The organism is Pelorhabdus sp. sgz311002, assembly GCF_056134285.1.
Genome location: NZ_JBWBCL010000003.1, coordinates 287,001 through 302,343, shown reverse-complemented (window position 1 = coordinate 302,343; position 15,343 = coordinate 287,001). Strand labels below are relative to the sequence as shown.

The window sequence follows — 15,343 nt, the reverse complement described above, 5'->3', positions numbered from 1 at the left end:
ATGAATGAAAATGATGTTAATACTACCTCCTTAAACGAGAATGAGCAAAAGGTAATTAATTTACCATCAGGGATTGAACTAATTGGGCAACAATGTTATGAAATATCAGCTGCTGAGCCATCAATTTTTATTGTTTTAGCTGGACCTACAGGGGCGGGGAAAACTACATTAATAACATCTTTATATCAATATTTTTTAGCACAGATTCCTGAAGAATATTATTTTGCAGGATCTAAAACTTTGCTGGCATTTGAGCAAAGAGCTTTTTTATCACGCACTACATCTCAACAAGATAATCCCAGAATGGTAAGAACTCCTAGAGGTTTAGTGGATTCGATACTACATATACGTATTTGGGATTCCAAATGTAATATGCATAAAAATATTTTAATGAGTGATTTTTCGGGTGAGGATTACAATAATGTTTCAGGCGATATAATTACAGCAAAAGAGGAATTTCCCATCATATATTCTGCAAAGTTTCTTGTTGTTATTCTTGATGGAGAAAAGATAATTAGTAAACTTAAACATGCAGAAGTACAAAAAGCAGTTAACCTTTTACGTACTTTTTATGATGCAAAATTAATACAACCCAAGGCTAAAATTATTATTGTCATCAGTAAATATGATCTTGTTTTTGAAAAAATTCAAGAAGATCCTAATCTTGATGTTTTTTTAAAAGATATTCCGAATAAGATAAATTGTCAAATTGGATTAGATCCTAGTAAAACCTTTTTTCAATGCGTAGCCGCAATGCCTGAGCGGTCTGAAAATATTGAAATTGCATATGGAATCGTTGATCTTCTAAACTTAATACTAACCCCTTATAAGACTGAAAACATGGATGTATTTACACAACGTCTTACCAATTCCTATTCGTCTCAATTTAATTTATATCAGAAGAGGGTAATAAAGTGAAAAACAGATCATGTTTTATTATGGGACTCCCTGAAGCCGGCAAAACTACATATCTTGCCGCTCTATGGTATTTATTGAGTTTAAAAGATAAAACGACTTCTTTGCGGTTAAAAAATTTGACAGGTAATCAAAGCTATATGAGTAAGCTGTCGGAAACGTGGCTTTCTGGGATAAAAGTGTCTAGAACGAGAACGACGGATGAAGAAAAAGAAATATCTTTGTTATTAGAAGATTGTAATCAAAAAGAGATTGAAGTTACTTTTCCTGACTTATCAGGGGAATCATTTCAAAAAATGTATATTGATAGAGAAATTGATAAAGAATTAGCAGCTTATATTCAAAAATGTGACTCTGTATTACTATTTATAAATCCTGAAAAAATAAATGATCCTAACTTAATAGCTGCCATAGATTATGATTATAGGAATAGTGGTACTGATAAAATTAGTGAAACCATTTATAAGCAGCGCAATGCTGTACAAGATGATCCTACTGAAGTTCAGCTACTAGAGCTTTTACAATTCGTAAGTTTTATTAAAGATATAAGATCAATTTGTTTAGGTGTTATTATTTCTGCGTGGGATTGTATAGAAACACGATATGATAGCCCTGAATTTTTTGTGCGATCTCAATTACCTCTACTTTGGCAGTTTTTGAAGGCTAATCAATCAATGTTTAATTCTTTTTACTATGGAGTAAGTGCACAAGGAGGCCCCTTGGAAACAGAAGCAGATTCTGATAAGCAGGCAAGTTTCTACAACCAAAGGGAAAGAATTACGGTATTGGATAATTACGGAAATATAGATAACGATATAACATTACCATTGTTGGAAGTGTTAAATGGAATGAAGGTGAGATAAATGATAGAAATTAATCAAGCTCTTTTTGGATACTCTAATGGACATCATTTATTGTCGTCCTCCCGTACAATTTCCCGTACGTCTTTAAAAATATTAGAACCTTTGACTGATTTATCAGGAATTGAAGTACAACCGGGGTTTGAAAAGTATATTACAGGATATCCTTTACTTGAAGATAAATGTTATTCGTTTAATATGACTTGGTATGCTAGTGAAATGAAGAGACCAGGATGCGTATGGACTCATACTCTTTTGGTAGATTTTGCGGATTTGTTTTTTTGGAGTAAGATTAAAAATTTTCAGTCTTTGTTTATTAGACCCGAATTGACCACTGAGCTAGACTTGTCCCCATATTCGAGTCCTATATGTCTAAATAATGAAAAAATGTACTCTATGGAGACAGTTCCCAATAGGGGATTTTCCAGTTTTGGATTTATAGTTCAAAATTTATTAGAAGTTTCTGATCCTATAATTATGGAAGAAGATAGTTCTTTTAAAAACAATGTTTCTATGGAAAATTTCTGGTTACGATTACCTAGTATATTAGGGCGAGAATTTTCATTTTGCACAGGATCTTTGTCAAATCGAATTGTAGAAAAAAAATCACTAGATATACAGATTGTGCCCAGTGCCTTATTTAAAAATATTGCTCGATCTAGAATAAACCTTTATTCAATTTCGAGCAATGAAACAAGTTTAGAAATACCCAAATGGACATCTTTATTCATCGAACAGTATTTAAATAATAATGATGTTGGATTAGAAAAGTTTATGTTGCATTTTTCAGCTGAATATTTTCATAGAAATTATTTTAAGCTTTTTACAAAGCTTTATTTATTTATATTAAGTGAAGAAAAATTTAATACAAATGAACTTTTTTGTTATATCCTAGATTCTTTTAGAAAAAATGAAATAGTTTATATAAATAATCAAATATTGACTTATTTATTCAACTATAAATTAGAAATATTGCCAATGGTTTTTAAAGACTTATCTATAATTGATAATAGTGAATTTATTTTTCAGTTTGATTTTGATAATATAAAACACTTATTAGAAAAAGTATTTAATAAAGACAAATTGATGATTCATGAAATCTTTGATTTTCTAATTCAAAATAATATAAATTTTTTTGGTGAAAAGCTAATTGACTTTATAGCAAGAATGACTAATTTTGAGACATTACAATATGTTACAGGTAATCGTTTTACTGGAGTTAGTGTTTTGGTCAAAATAAATAACGAAAGTGCATTATGTAGAGAAATTTGGCACCAACCAATTGGCACACAGTTAGAAGTATTAAAATGTTTGAAGGAAACTTCAGCCAATCATGAGCAAGGTAATGTCGAAAAGATCATATCGGTGATTTTGGAATCAAGTCAAGAAAATATAGCGAATGAATTATATGATACGTTTGGAAGCAATTGTATGACCGTATTCCTATCATGGGCTGAAAATAGCTGTGATATTTCTAAAATTAGTAGATGGGCAGAATTATGCAAGTATGATATCAATATAATTCAAGAAAAAATATTATATGTAAAAAGTAAGGTATTAATGGAAAATATTATAAGAAATTTGGATCCCTATAGCAAATCAATTCTAGCTATCAATAAAGAGATATGGATAAAAATATATGATGATTTTTGTTCAGATCAGAAAAATGAAAAATTTAATAATATGTTTGCTCAGTTTCTGCTTCCTATTATCGTTGCTACGAAAGAAAAATATCCTGATAATATTGCATATTTTGCTTTTAAAAGAGTGCATGGTTTATTAGAGAAAAATAGTCTTGATTATAAACAATGGGAAAAAATAGCTGAATTTCTCCCAACTATTCCTTGGTATAATAGTTGGGATAAGTGCAAAAGGCTACGTCAAGCTGCTGAAAAGATGATGTATAACTTTAATTTAATGGAGTAATAATTTTTGAAATTTTGATTTTAAATTTAGGTAGTGATGAATGTGTTAATAAATTATTTGCTTGCAGGTTTATATGGTGATCTGGCTAGTCCATATATTTTTGAAGATATTTGTGCACTCTTAATTTTAGAAGAAACTAAACTGATAAATTCTCAAAATGTAGTATTTGCAAATAAAAATGATAGGCTATTAACACAAGTAAATGACACCCGCTTATATTCGGATTTTATAAAAATAGGAGCGAAGAGTTATCATATTCAGACGCGACGTGGAGACGGCGGACTAGATATTATTATTGAAAGAGAACATATCTGGTATGTTTTTCAGTGTAAGTTTTACCTGAATGACAAAATTGATAAAGCGGATAGATCTTTGCTGATACAAAAATCGTTGGATACAGCATTAGTAACTGCAAGAAAGCATGGTAAAGTTATTGAAAAATGGTTTTTGTGCACTGCTAAAGACCTAGCTCAGGAAGAAAAAAAGTGGTGGGAAAACTTTAAACAAAAAAATAAGTCCTTAAAAATCAGTATTGAAGTTATACTAAATAAAGATATTGAGTGCTATCTTTTGAAAAATAGGCATATTTTTAATCATTATTTTACAAGTCAATTTTTATGTAATATTTATACGGAAGCGCAAATACGAAGGAGTCTAAAGAATCTTCTTTATAAACTCAATCTAGATTTAAACGTAAATATCGCACCTTCTGAAGGGCGGTTACGAAAGTTGGGTGACATTAATGACTATGAACCTTTAATTTATCATATAAAAGGAATGAAAGAGCTGTTTTACAAGGTAGAAAACGTTTTTCAAGAATTTGATTATGAGTATATGAATATGAAGGAGGATTATGGATATTATCTTGAAAATAAGAGAACTACAGAGGAAGAATCATATTTAAGAACATTAAACAGAGATATAATAAAAATACAGAACTTAATTAGAAGGAATGAAGTTAAAGACTTTCTTGACCTTCTTGAATTAGCATTAAAAGACTTTAAATCATATTATATAGGTGAATGATAAGGGCGCGTTCTCAAAATTAATGCTAAACAATTGACGTAATTTGGGAAATAAACTATTTTTTATACAAAATATGCCTAAAATAGAGACATATTCCCCAATTATAATTTTAAATTAAGATATGTTGCCAAATCTTTGAAAAGATTTTCTTCTAGCTCTTTTGTATTTTTATATGTCAAGATATTTACTCCATTTAATGGGTCAAATATTGTAGTGCCATCTTTAATAAGCAGTCTTTCTAAGAGCTGTATGGTATTTTCTTTAGTAAAATACATTCCTTCAAAAAAATCTAATGTTGGCATTTTTACTCCACCTTTTTAATTTAATAACTTTATTATTATAAAGAAAAAAATTATAATATTGAATTTAATAACCTTTTTAATATAACCTGATGTTAAAAAGGCTATTTTTCTTTAATTAAATTGTATTTTTAATTAATAACTTTAATAAAAAATAACAAAAGCTTGTATATAAAAATAAAGTTATTAAATGAAAACCGACTTTATGGAAGAGTAAGAATCCATAAAGTCGGTTTTTTGTCGTTATCTAAAGACAAGGGTATTAATACTATGATGAGAAATAGTGGTATAAAAGATGACCGCAATAATGATAGGTACGCTAATCGAAGGCCAGGAGTATTCCTGGTCTTTTGCCTTTCTATCCAACTTTTAGGACTTACTATAGCTTCGCCCACTGAGGTCAGTGCATAGAATGGAGTAAACTTGAATAAAGGGCGTGATATAGTGGTCACGAGTCCTGATCTATATGATTTACCCTATGTAGCGAGGCAGGGGGTAAAATATTTTGAACTTGTTGCCCAACCGGTAGAACAAGAATTGCTGCCTGGGTTTTTTATTCGAGGCTGGGGCTATAATGGGAGTATTCCAGGGCCGACCATTCACGTATACCCAGGAGATTACGTGAATATCAGAGTATATAATGCTTTACCGGAAGCGACTAGCGTTCACTGGCATGGTTTAGATGTGCCTAATAATATGGACGGCGTGTCGGAAGTTGAGTCGACGCCACTCATTAAACCAAACAGTTATTTTGATTATCATTTTCAAATTAATAATTCGCCGGGAACACATATGTATCATACGCATCATCGCGTCGCAAGGCAGGGCATGATGGGTCTGGCAGGGGGCCTCGTAATATTAGACCCTGATGACCGACGGACGAAGTACGATTACTTTATTATGTTGCAAGAGTTTGCCGTAAAAGGTTTACCGATGGGGATCCTAAAATCAGGCAGCTATGAAGTGAATCCGATGAGTGACGATTTGCAATTTTTTACTATGAATGGGCGTTGTTTTCCGGCAACGACACCACTCGAAGTAGCGTGTGGCGAACGAGTTCGCATTCGTTTTGCCAATCCAGCCATGATGGAACATCCGATTCATTTACATGGTCATCAGTTTATCGTGACTGCCGCTGATGGCAATCCAATTGGAGAATGCGCCAGAATGAAAAAAAATACCATTGCTGTAGCTTCAGGAGAAACTTGGGATATTGAATTTATGACGAATAACCCTGGCAATTGGCCCCTTCATTGTCATATTCCGCATCATACCGCTAATAATATGACCAAAGAATTAGGTGGTATGTTTACCGTTGTACAATATCGCTAAAAATCCTATAAATCCTATAAATCCAGAAAAGCTGCCAGAGTCGGCAGCTTTTTTTAATAAATTGGTTTATTCTCTTACCGTATAACCTGCATCTTCTAGGATATGGAGGCGGCTCATCCGGTGGTGGAGGTGCTGATCGGAAATGGTAGTTTACCAAATGTTTAGAAACAATGTTGAGCAAAGTAAAAAAGCAGAAGTTCTTCAATAGTTCTTCATAGCTTCTTCATAAAGGCTTGGTATGATAAAAGCAATCCAAGTGCAGTAGCAAGCAGAAAGAGGGATGCATCATGGAACCGAATAAACAATTAGATATGTCAGAAGAAGTGAAAGAAACTTATACGCCAGGGCAACAAGCGGTTTTGAAAATATTGCAATGGGGAGCATGGACACTCGCGTTTGCAGCAATGCTGTATGTTATGCACGCATAGCCAAGGAGGAATCTAAGATGGGATGGTGTAAACAATCTCAGCCTAGCAACACTACTCAAGGGCAGCAACAAGACTGCGGCAATAACCTAAAACATATGCTCATGATGTTTGTCTGCTGCTTAGCACCCATAGGAGCAGTTCTATTATTAAAGTTAAGCGGTTATGAAGGGACGGCCAGTTACCTAGTATTTCTTTTATGCCCATTGATGCATTTATTCATGATGAAGGGAATGGGGCATAAAAAGCAAGAACAGGTAGATGATCCAAAGGCGGCAAAATAAAGAGGTCATGCCCCATATACACGGAGTACTGCTGTTAAGGTAAAGCGTATCCTTAAACGATGTGAACTGGTATTTGCTATGAGTGAGTGGGAGTTTTGTATAAAAGAAAAAATAAGTCAAATAAAAATAGGAGTGAAAAAAATGATGAAAAATAAAATGGCAAGCTTGATGATTGGCGGATTGATTACGGTATCGGTATTAGGCGTGACTTTCGGGATCAATTCGATTGGCAATACAGCGCAAAAGGCGGAAGCCAGAACCGAATCGAGTATGATGATGCAAAGCGGGGCCATGAGTCCAGATATGATGAATTCACCGGATATGCAAAAGCAGTGCGGTGAAATGATGGCAAGCCCGGAAATGCAACAAACGATGAAAGACATGATGAAACAGCCTCAAATGCAAACTATGATGAAACAAATGATGGCAAGTGATCCAGAATTTAAACAGATGATGTCTGATTTAGTGAATAACGCAACTGATGAAATAAAAGTAGATGGTACGCAAGCGTCATCGACAAATCAAATGCCTGCAACAATGGATCACAATGCGCATCATGCAGCGCAGTAGTGCCCCTCCATCTCTGGGGAAGCGCTAGTTTCTCCAGGGTTTATATAAAAGGGTTGCCTAGTGTCGTGTGATGCTAGGCAACCTTTATACTCGTTGCTTAGATTTGAGCCTTTTAGTATACCTTTTTGGGAAAATAAAGAAACTAAAATTTTGTTGAAATAACATGTTTATTGTTATACTTAAAGATAAGTGCGATTACCAAATAAAAAGGAGTGATACACATGATGTATGGCAGCATGATGGGGGGATTTGGATTCGTTTTTATGGTGATTTATCTGGCAATAGTGATATATTTCTTTTATTTGTTGACTAGCATTACCAAGTCAGTAAAGCGGATTGCAGATAAACTGGATAGAATGCCTGTAACATCTTTCAATAGTGAAGAGGAAAAGTCAAAAATAGAGTAAAAGTAGTAAGCAAATCGTAGGTAGGGGAGGAGGACAGGAAAGTGAGAGGCTGGATGAATTGGAGAAAACAGGTTGTTACGACAGCACTGACAGTATTCATAGCGACAGCTACGGCACAAGCGGCTGACGTAAGACTAGAACTCAAAGAAGCCAATTGGGAACTAAGACCGGGACTGTCTACACGGGTATGGAGCTATAACGGCAGTGTGCCGGGAACGCCGATTATAGTACAGGAAGGAGAACGGATCGTCGTGGAAGGTGTAAATCACCTTCCAGTTGTCACGAATATTCATTGGCATGGGCTATTGGTGCCAAATGATCAAGACGGACCCAGCCGGGTCATTAAGCCAGACGAGCCCTTCCGTTATGAGTTCACCGCGAATGAGTCAGGTACATATTGGTATCACTCGCATTATCGCTCGGTAGTGACTCAAGTAGATATGGGGCTGTATGCACCCTTTATTGTGAAGACAGCAGCGGATCGTAAATATAGCGGTGACCATATCTTGGTTTTGGACGATTGGTATCTAGATGCGAATGGCAAGCGCTTAGATGGTACCGCGCGGGGCGACATGGAACGGTATGGCAATATAGAGACCGTGAATGGCAAGACCGGGGATGCGATTCCTCCCTTAGTCTTTCGTCAGGGAGAACTCCATAAATTACGGCTCATTAATGCATCAACAGCTGCCTATCATACCCTGCAACTGCCAGGGCATCGTTTTAGAGTGACCCATACGGATGGACATCCTTTAGTGGATCCTTACATGACAGATACCGTCACGCTAGCCCCTGGTGAGCGGATAGACGTGGAAGTGGCAGCGGTAGGCATAGCTGGTCAGCAATATCGCTTGATTAGTGAACGACCCGAACTAGGCATGATTGTGCCGATTGTCTACGAAGGGAAGGCGGTAGCACCAGTAATATCTCCCTTTGTGCCGCCTGTATCGCGAGCGTTTGCTGGTATACAGGATAAATCGCCTGACTTTACACTGGAATTAGGTTCAAGGATGGATATGGCTAGCATGACAGGTGGCAGTATGGCTGGAATGCAGCATGCGGGCCATGCTATGGCGATGTCTATGCCCCAAGATGGGGCGAGTAAGATGCAGTGGACCATCAACGGAAAAGTGTTTCCCAATACAGATCTAATAAAGGTAACGGTGGGCCAAGTCGTCAAAGTGCGATTTTGGAATAAAGACACCCAGGGAATGCACTTGATGGATCACCCTATCCATGTTCACGGCGCCTATTTCCAAATCGTGTCACAGAATGGACAGGTGCCAGACCGAGAAATGTGGAAGGATACGGTGAATGTCCCAGCTGGACAGTATGTAGATGTGGCTTTTGTCATGAAAGAGGCAGGAAATTGGATGCTCCATTGTCATATCTTAGACCATGAAGATGGTGGAATGATGACAGAAGTTGTGGCGCAGCCTGCTAGCGAACCATAAACGAGGCAGTAAGTCCTCCTCCAGCAGATACGCAGCAAGATGGTAATAACGAACATGCAGGACACCATAGCTCAAATAAGTAACGAAACGTATACGAGAGCAGCCCTTTTCTTTAAGGGGCTGCTCTCTTTTGTCATAGCATTTTTTATAAATTTTAAGAGTGAATTTAGTTAGAAAAATTCGAGCGGAGGCAGAAGATCACTGGCACCTAATAGGAAGATTGTACCTACTGCAATACTATATAAAGATGTAGCAATAGCTAATCCCTTATAAACTTTGGGGTTCCTAGTTGCTTGTCCGTAGCCATTTAGCAAAAATAAAACCATTATAATTTGACAGGAGAATAAACCTGATATAAAGGCAAACACGGCTGTTAGTCCAAGTGCAAGTGTTCCTGCACCAGCAGCGGTGGTAAATAATAAAATTTGCGAGGCGGTTTCTCCTCCGATACCATGGATGATCCCGACACCGCAAGCACTACCAGGTCCTAGAGCAATTGGTTGCATGTCTCTTTCAGTAGCTTTTCCGGTTATTTTAACCTTTAGACAGTAGTAGACTTTTTGTAGGACATTAAATAATAGCTGCCATCTATTAATGAAAATAGATTCTTTTCTATTTTGAATAAGAATCACAATCAGCCATAATCCCAAAGTAATTAATGTTACTCCAACAACTCGTTCCATTACTGTATCTATCCATGATGGAACTGATTGGCCTAATACGATGGCAGCTCCACCAAAAAACAAATTCACTAAAGCATGACCAATTATGTAGTATAACGACAAAAGAAATCCCTTTTTTTTAGATTTCTCCGCACCAACAAAGTCGGTAATAGCAGCAATGTGATCCCAATCAATCGCGTGTCTTGCTCCGAGAACAAAACCCAGCGAGATAATTGCAAGGACTTCCAAATTCATTCAATGTAACCTCCCGATTTTTTCGAGCGAGTGATAGTAAAAAAAACACTCTTGCTATAAGGAAAGAGTGTCAACTTGCTGAATAGAAAAAATTGCAAATCGCCTCCCCATCGCTCGTGGGTAAAACGGTGACTATAAAATAGGCAGTTCTTCTGACTTCGGTTCATCGCATCCTACGCCTTCCCAGAAGTCTTCTTCCAGTGGCTAAATTATTGTAGAATAGCTCCCCATTACAGCGGCGGGACCGTGTTGGCATTGCACCAATCTTCCCTATTAAGCCCGAGTGGGCACCTATTAAGACGATATGGAATTCTGTTACAGAATAAACCAAACCATTAGCGATGTCAACAAAGAACTGCGAAAAGCGCAAATTATTCAACAGTTTGATCTTAGCACCGGCCGTATACAAAAGAATATCAAAATAAAGAGAAAACATGGCAAGTGTAGTGGACGAAAGGAAACTAGTTTGGTTATTTTGATTTTCAAATAGCACGAGAAGTTCACAATACATTCATAAGAAATTCATAATTGATAGATATAATAGGGGCAGTAAGAATGCGGATAACGAGTGAATCAAAAGTCATTGTTTATTAATCAGTCACGTGGAGGGAAGTTTTTTTATGAAAAAGTTTGAAATAACGATGATAAGCATTGAATGCTACGAATGAGGAGGTTTGTTAATTGATTAATATATTTAAAAGACGGGGTAGTTTTTTGGTAATTAGTTTTGCAACCTTACTTCTGCTTGGTATGTCTACGATGAATACTTTTGCTGCAACTAGTGTGGAGCAACCAAAGCATGAGATGGGGAACATGACGCAAGATTCGATGAGCGGTCATGATATGAACTCCATGACGCATGATTCACAAGGTGGTCATAATATGGCGAATATGGCGCCCAAGAGCGGTCATGAAATGAACTCTATGACGCATGAGTCACAAGGTAGTCACAATATGGGGACTATGTCACCCAATGACCATAGTGGTCATGATATGAATTCTATGACATCTGATTCACAAAATAGCCATGATATGAACAACATGAATCATGATGGACACGGCAAAAAGGAGGCTGAAAACGACAATCCTTGGCCTGTTCTCTATGGATTTGGTGGAGCTATTTCAGCAGTTATCCTAGTTGCTGGAATCATGAAATATACTAAGCTGAAAGGCCAGGGAGTGTGAGATAGATGGAGACGAAAATACCTGAAGCCAAAGGCAATAACTTGTTAAAAGCCATATTAAAAAGCAAATGGTACCCAGGAATTTTTCAAATTCCTGTTGTGATTATTTTTGCTTTTATCACGTATGAATTGTTTTTTGGCCCTGTCAGCGCCCATGAAAATTTTGGCACTGCATTAACCTGGGTACTGTGGTGGCCACTGATTCCGCTGATTTTTCTTTTGATGGGACGATTCTGGTGTGCTATTTGTCCTTTTGCCACAGTCAGTGATTTTGTGCAAAAGATTGTAGGGAATAATCGGCCTGTTCCCCAGTTTCTTAAGAAATATGGGATCTGGATTATTGATGTTTTTTTTATCATGATTACCTGGGGTGATCATGTTTATGGAATTGTAGAGTCGCCACGCGGCTCAGGGTTTATGATGCTGATTATTGCGCTAGGAGCCATTACGGCAGGGGCCTTTTTTGAACGCCGGGCTTGGTGTCGCAATTTATGCTTCTTAGGCGGGGTCGCCGGTAACTATTCCCGGACAGGGGCGTTAGAACTGAGAGGAACGCCGGAAAAATGCAGTAAGTGTACGGTAGCCGCTTGTTATAAGGGCGGTGAAAAGGCACCAGGATGTCCGATGTTTGAGTTTCCGAAAACCATGGATAACAGCGCTCGCTGCAATCTATGCGGTTATTGTGTAAAGAACTGCCCCAATGATTCTATTACCATTTCTGTTCGTCCGCCTTCTCGTGAACTTTGGTTTATTAAGAAGCCCAAATTTGAAGAGTCTGTTTTGGCTACCGTCATTATGGGAATCGTGTTTGTCCAAAATATTACCATGCTGGAGATTTGGACTAAGGCCCAAAGTTTTCTAGAAAATATTTTAGGCACGCAGGAGTATGCTATCACATTTACGGTTATCTTTCTCATTGCTATGGCCATTCCAGTGTCTTTATTGTATATTAGCAGTTGGGTGGCTGGAAAAAGTAATGGAGAGTCAGCTCATTTAAACTTTGCTCGCTTTGGATATGCTTTGATTCCGCTGGATTTATCAGCCCATTTGGCTCATAATTTATTCCATCTATTAGCTGAAGGAAAATCTATTTTATTTACCGGTATGTCAGTAATCGGAATGAACGTATCTGAACAATCAACCGCGCTGGTGAGTGTGGGTACTATTCAAATGTTACAATATGCCTTGCTAGTTATTGGTGCTCTAGGCTCAATATATACAGCATATCGAATTGCTAAATCACAATATTCGTCAGAAAAAGTTACTGGATCTGCTTTGCCCTTTACTATACTGATCATCGTTTTGACAGTAGCAAATATTTACTTCTTTATGCTGCCTATGATGCATCGTATGTAATGCCTTGCTAGCCACAAAATGATGATAGTGAGTTAAGACAATAGTTACTAATATATTAAAAAGGCTAAGAAAAATCGCTTGCTGCGAATTCTTCTTAGCCTTTTATTTTATTGATTTAGCAATGAGTTTCCCAGTTTGAGGGATTGTTCAGCCAGATTGTTCGTATAGTTACCTAGAAATTGAATCGCTTGCTTCTTGTCTTGTCCATAAATTTGCAGAGCTTCTTTTTCTAGGTCATCTTGAGCTGTGAATTCTTTTTTTTCAAAGAAATCAATTTGTCTATGAATATTGCCGATTACATTTTGATAGCGAACATCTGCATAGCGTGATAGGTCTCTAAAGGTCCAATAGGCGGAGTCGGGGGAATATTGGTTTGTTCCAGTTTGGAAAGCGGCAGGAATCTCAGAATTGCCGAAATACCATGGAGTAAATACGCTGGTGCAAGGCGTCGCCATAGCTCGCCAAGTTACGGCGCCTATTTCTGACGGTAGCCACGGTCGTGATTGGCAGACTAAACTTATTTCAGTATTGATACTGCATAGGGTTCTTTCATCTGTCTGGTGCGGAGAACCTTTTTTGTACCCATTCGTTAAATCATAAGGTGTTCCCTCATAATGGTCACGCAATATCCTGATTATATCAATCGGGGTAATGGTTGCAATCTGTTCTTTCAGTAATTCTTCGGCCCGCCATTGGCGGCGGGTATTATAGGGATCATTTAGTTTTTCTGGCGCAGCATATACTTTGGCAAAGTTAAAAGGCTCTTTTCCATCATACCAACCCATTTTTTTGGCATAATCCACTACATCACTTGAGTACATAAAATTATCAGGATTGGCAAAGTCAATTTGGCCAATTCGAAAGATATTAGCTCTAACTCCAAAGGAATCATTGGGAACCCGTTGCGCAACCCACTGTCCTTCTAGAGTAACTTCAACCCACCAGCCCTCGTTACCATCTGTGACCGCAAAGATCGCGCCAGAATCACTACCCAGTTTATAAGTATGTACTAGGTCACCAATGACTTCGACTGCTTCACGCGCGGTTTTGGCGCGTTCCAGGGCGAGCTGGGTGAGCTCTGTCCAGATAATTCGTCCAGTAGTTGGTAATTCGGTTGGTGCATCTCGACGATAAGACATATTATTGGCTACTGCTACCTGATGTTCGTTAACTCCGCTCGTTATATCCCCAGGAGAATAGGCCTTGTCAAAAATCTTCGTAGCAGAGTACCCATAAGTCTCGGCTACTTGGGGGATTTTTGCTCCCCAGAAGGTGGTTATTATATCGCCTGATTCATGTTTGGCATGCGAAATATACACGTAATGTTGTGCACAATAATTTGTTAAATCTTCGTTATGAGCTAGAAGCGTCGATCCATCTTTAGTCGCTTGTTTGCCAATAATGATGGAGGAACAACGTTCGACGACTGCCGTTGGACGTACTTGACTGTCTGCCGCCCAAGCCTGCTGCACGGATGTTCCTAGGGTAATGAAGCAGGTTATTACAATCGAGAAAACAGACAGGAAAGTACGATAATAGCTAGTTGCTGTTTTCAAATTATCACCTCTTAAGTTCATTAATCAAGGCTTGTAATTTCATCAGGATTGTAGGGGGAAGTAATTGGCTTAGTCATAATTATGCCAACCTGAGTTAGAACTTCGTTACTGAAAGAATCATAATCGTGCCAGCGGGATAGAAATTCTGCTGTTGGAATGTAAGTGTAGTGTCCCAGCGTAGAAGGATCCATAAAATAAAAATATTTGTCATCATAGCCAATCGCAACAACGTAATGACCATCTTCATTTTTGGTAGGTGCATAATTGGATTTTGAATCGTCCCAAGCTTGAATTACTACAAGTACCGGTTGCTTTTTGTCAATATATCCTTTGAGTTCTTCTAAACTCATATTTGTCCGAGTGGTAACGTTAAATCCTAGTGATTTTGCATAATTTATCATATTTATATAACTAGTGCCATTATCAGGATCTGGTTTGACTGCATCGGATAGTACGTCTAGTCGCTTATCAAAACCGTAATAGCCGAGTATGGATTGCAGTGCAGTTACGCCGCAGGTGTAATCAGTATTTTGCCTTGTCAGTGGTACTTGAATGAAGTTTTTGACCATAGAGACAGAGTGTTCGGTCTTTGCGGCAGCATAGGTGTTGCCAAAGCAACCAAGCGTTAAAGTCAGCATTAGTAATCCGGCGAAAAAATATCGCATTTTCATAGAAGCCTCCTTTTATACGATTTTTGTGTCTAGGATCTTACTGCTTGTAGTTTTCCTCAATGTAGAAGCTGTTTCCTGCTCGCAAGGTTCTTCTCAAGCGCAGAAACTTACTAGAAAATATTTAATGTCTGATTACTTAACTTTTTTTATGAAGCGAGAAA

At 37.5% G+C, this 15,343-nt stretch carries 16 protein-coding genes and 1 riboswitch; of the genes, 12 read left to right on the top strand and 4 right to left on the bottom strand.

The features are described 5' to 3' along the window. Genes AC0NJP_RS07235 through AC0NJP_RS07220 form a run of 4 tightly spaced genes read left to right on the top strand, consistent with a single transcriptional unit; the run spans position 1 to position 4,727 of the window. Positions 1-918, top strand: coding sequence for a TRAFAC clade GTPase domain-containing protein (locus AC0NJP_RS07235; protein ID WP_474699340.1), 918 nt, complete (start codon positions 1-3; stop codon positions 916-918). After that, positions 915-1,778, top strand: coding sequence for a TRAFAC clade GTPase domain-containing protein (locus AC0NJP_RS07230; RefSeq protein ID WP_474699339.1), 864 nt, complete (start codon positions 915-917; stop codon positions 1,776-1,778). The genes AC0NJP_RS07235 and AC0NJP_RS07230 overlap by 4 nt, the downstream gene beginning before the upstream one ends. Next, positions 1,779-3,701 carry a GAP1-N1 domain-containing protein gene (locus AC0NJP_RS07225; protein WP_474699338.1) on the top strand — a complete coding sequence of 641 codons (1,923 nt, stop codon included), beginning with the start codon at positions 1,779-1,781 and terminating at the stop codon, positions 3,699-3,701. A 42-nt stretch (positions 3,702-3,743) separates the two neighbouring features. Next, a complete protein-coding gene (locus tag AC0NJP_RS07220; protein WP_474699337.1) occupies positions 3,744-4,727 on the top strand; it encodes a hypothetical protein in 984 nt (327 codons plus the stop codon). Positions 4,728-4,828: 101 nt separating this feature from the next. On the opposite strand, the gene AC0NJP_RS07215 is transcribed toward AC0NJP_RS07220, so the two are convergent. Then, on the bottom strand, positions 4,829-5,029 hold the full coding sequence (locus AC0NJP_RS07215; RefSeq protein ID WP_474699336.1) for a hypothetical protein: 201 nt from the start codon (positions 5,027-5,029) through the stop codon (positions 4,829-4,831). 420 nt (positions 5,030-5,449) lie between these two features. On the opposite strand from AC0NJP_RS07215, the gene AC0NJP_RS07210 reads away from it, so the two are divergent. From AC0NJP_RS07210 to AC0NJP_RS07185, 6 genes are all read left to right on the top strand, one after another. Beyond that, complete coding sequence (locus tag AC0NJP_RS07210) at positions 5,450-6,358, top strand: multicopper oxidase family protein (protein WP_474699335.1); 909 nt, start codon at positions 5,450-5,452, stop codon at positions 6,356-6,358. Between the two features lie 287 nt (positions 6,359-6,645). After that, on the top strand, positions 6,646-6,786 hold the full coding sequence (locus AC0NJP_RS07205) for a hypothetical protein (protein ID WP_474699334.1): 141 nt from the start codon (positions 6,646-6,648) through the stop codon (positions 6,784-6,786). A gap of 17 nt (positions 6,787-6,803) precedes the next feature. After that, positions 6,804-7,067 carry a DUF2933 domain-containing protein gene (locus tag AC0NJP_RS07200; RefSeq protein WP_474699333.1) on the top strand — a complete coding sequence of 88 codons (264 nt, stop codon included), beginning with the start codon at positions 6,804-6,806 and terminating at the stop codon, positions 7,065-7,067. Positions 7,068-7,208: 141 nt separating this feature from the next. Next, positions 7,209-7,637 carry a hypothetical protein gene (locus AC0NJP_RS07195; protein WP_474699332.1) on the top strand — a complete coding sequence of 143 codons (429 nt, stop codon included), beginning with the start codon at positions 7,209-7,211 and terminating at the stop codon, positions 7,635-7,637. A 221-nt stretch (positions 7,638-7,858) separates the two neighbouring features. Then, positions 7,859-8,044: a hypothetical protein gene (locus AC0NJP_RS07190; protein ID WP_474699331.1), complete on the top strand. Its 186-nt coding sequence runs from the start codon at positions 7,859-7,861 to the stop codon at positions 8,042-8,044. A gap of 41 nt (positions 8,045-8,085) precedes the next feature. Continuing rightward, positions 8,086-9,498, top strand: coding sequence for a multicopper oxidase family protein (locus AC0NJP_RS07185; RefSeq protein ID WP_474699330.1), 1,413 nt, complete (start codon positions 8,086-8,088; stop codon positions 9,496-9,498). A gap of 170 nt (positions 9,499-9,668) precedes the next feature. Here the strand turns inward: AC0NJP_RS07185 and AC0NJP_RS07180 are convergent, their stop codons facing one another. Then, positions 9,669-10,415 carry a HoxN/HupN/NixA family nickel/cobalt transporter gene (locus tag AC0NJP_RS07180; RefSeq protein ID WP_474699329.1) on the bottom strand — a complete coding sequence of 249 codons (747 nt, stop codon included), beginning with the start codon at positions 10,413-10,415 and terminating at the stop codon, positions 9,669-9,671. A 125-nt stretch (positions 10,416-10,540) separates the two neighbouring features. After that, positions 10,541-10,725: riboswitch (cobalamin riboswitch) on the bottom strand. A 404-nt stretch (positions 10,726-11,129) separates the two neighbouring features. Between AC0NJP_RS07180 and AC0NJP_RS07175 the strand changes: the two genes are divergently transcribed. Both AC0NJP_RS07175 and AC0NJP_RS07170 read left to right on the top strand, forming a co-directional pair. Beyond that, positions 11,130-11,600 carry a hypothetical protein gene (locus tag AC0NJP_RS07175; protein ID WP_474699328.1) on the top strand — a complete coding sequence of 157 codons (471 nt, stop codon included), beginning with the start codon at positions 11,130-11,132 and terminating at the stop codon, positions 11,598-11,600. 5 nt (positions 11,601-11,605) lie between these two features. Next, positions 11,606-12,955, top strand: a complete 1,350-nt coding sequence (locus tag AC0NJP_RS07170; protein ID WP_474699327.1) for a 4Fe-4S binding protein — start codon at positions 11,606-11,608, stop codon at positions 12,953-12,955. A gap of 107 nt (positions 12,956-13,062) precedes the next feature. Here the strand turns inward: AC0NJP_RS07170 and AC0NJP_RS07165 are convergent, their stop codons facing one another. Continuing rightward, the gene (locus AC0NJP_RS07165) at positions 13,063-14,511 is read right to left on the bottom strand and encodes a dipeptidase (protein ID WP_474699326.1); all 1,449 of its coding nucleotides are present in this window, start codon (positions 14,509-14,511) and stop codon (positions 13,063-13,065) included. A gap of 20 nt (positions 14,512-14,531) precedes the next feature. Further along, positions 14,532-15,182, bottom strand: a complete 651-nt coding sequence (locus AC0NJP_RS07160) for a C39 family peptidase (RefSeq protein ID WP_474699325.1) — start codon at positions 15,180-15,182, stop codon at positions 14,532-14,534. Positions 15,183-15,343 lie beyond the last annotated feature (161 nt).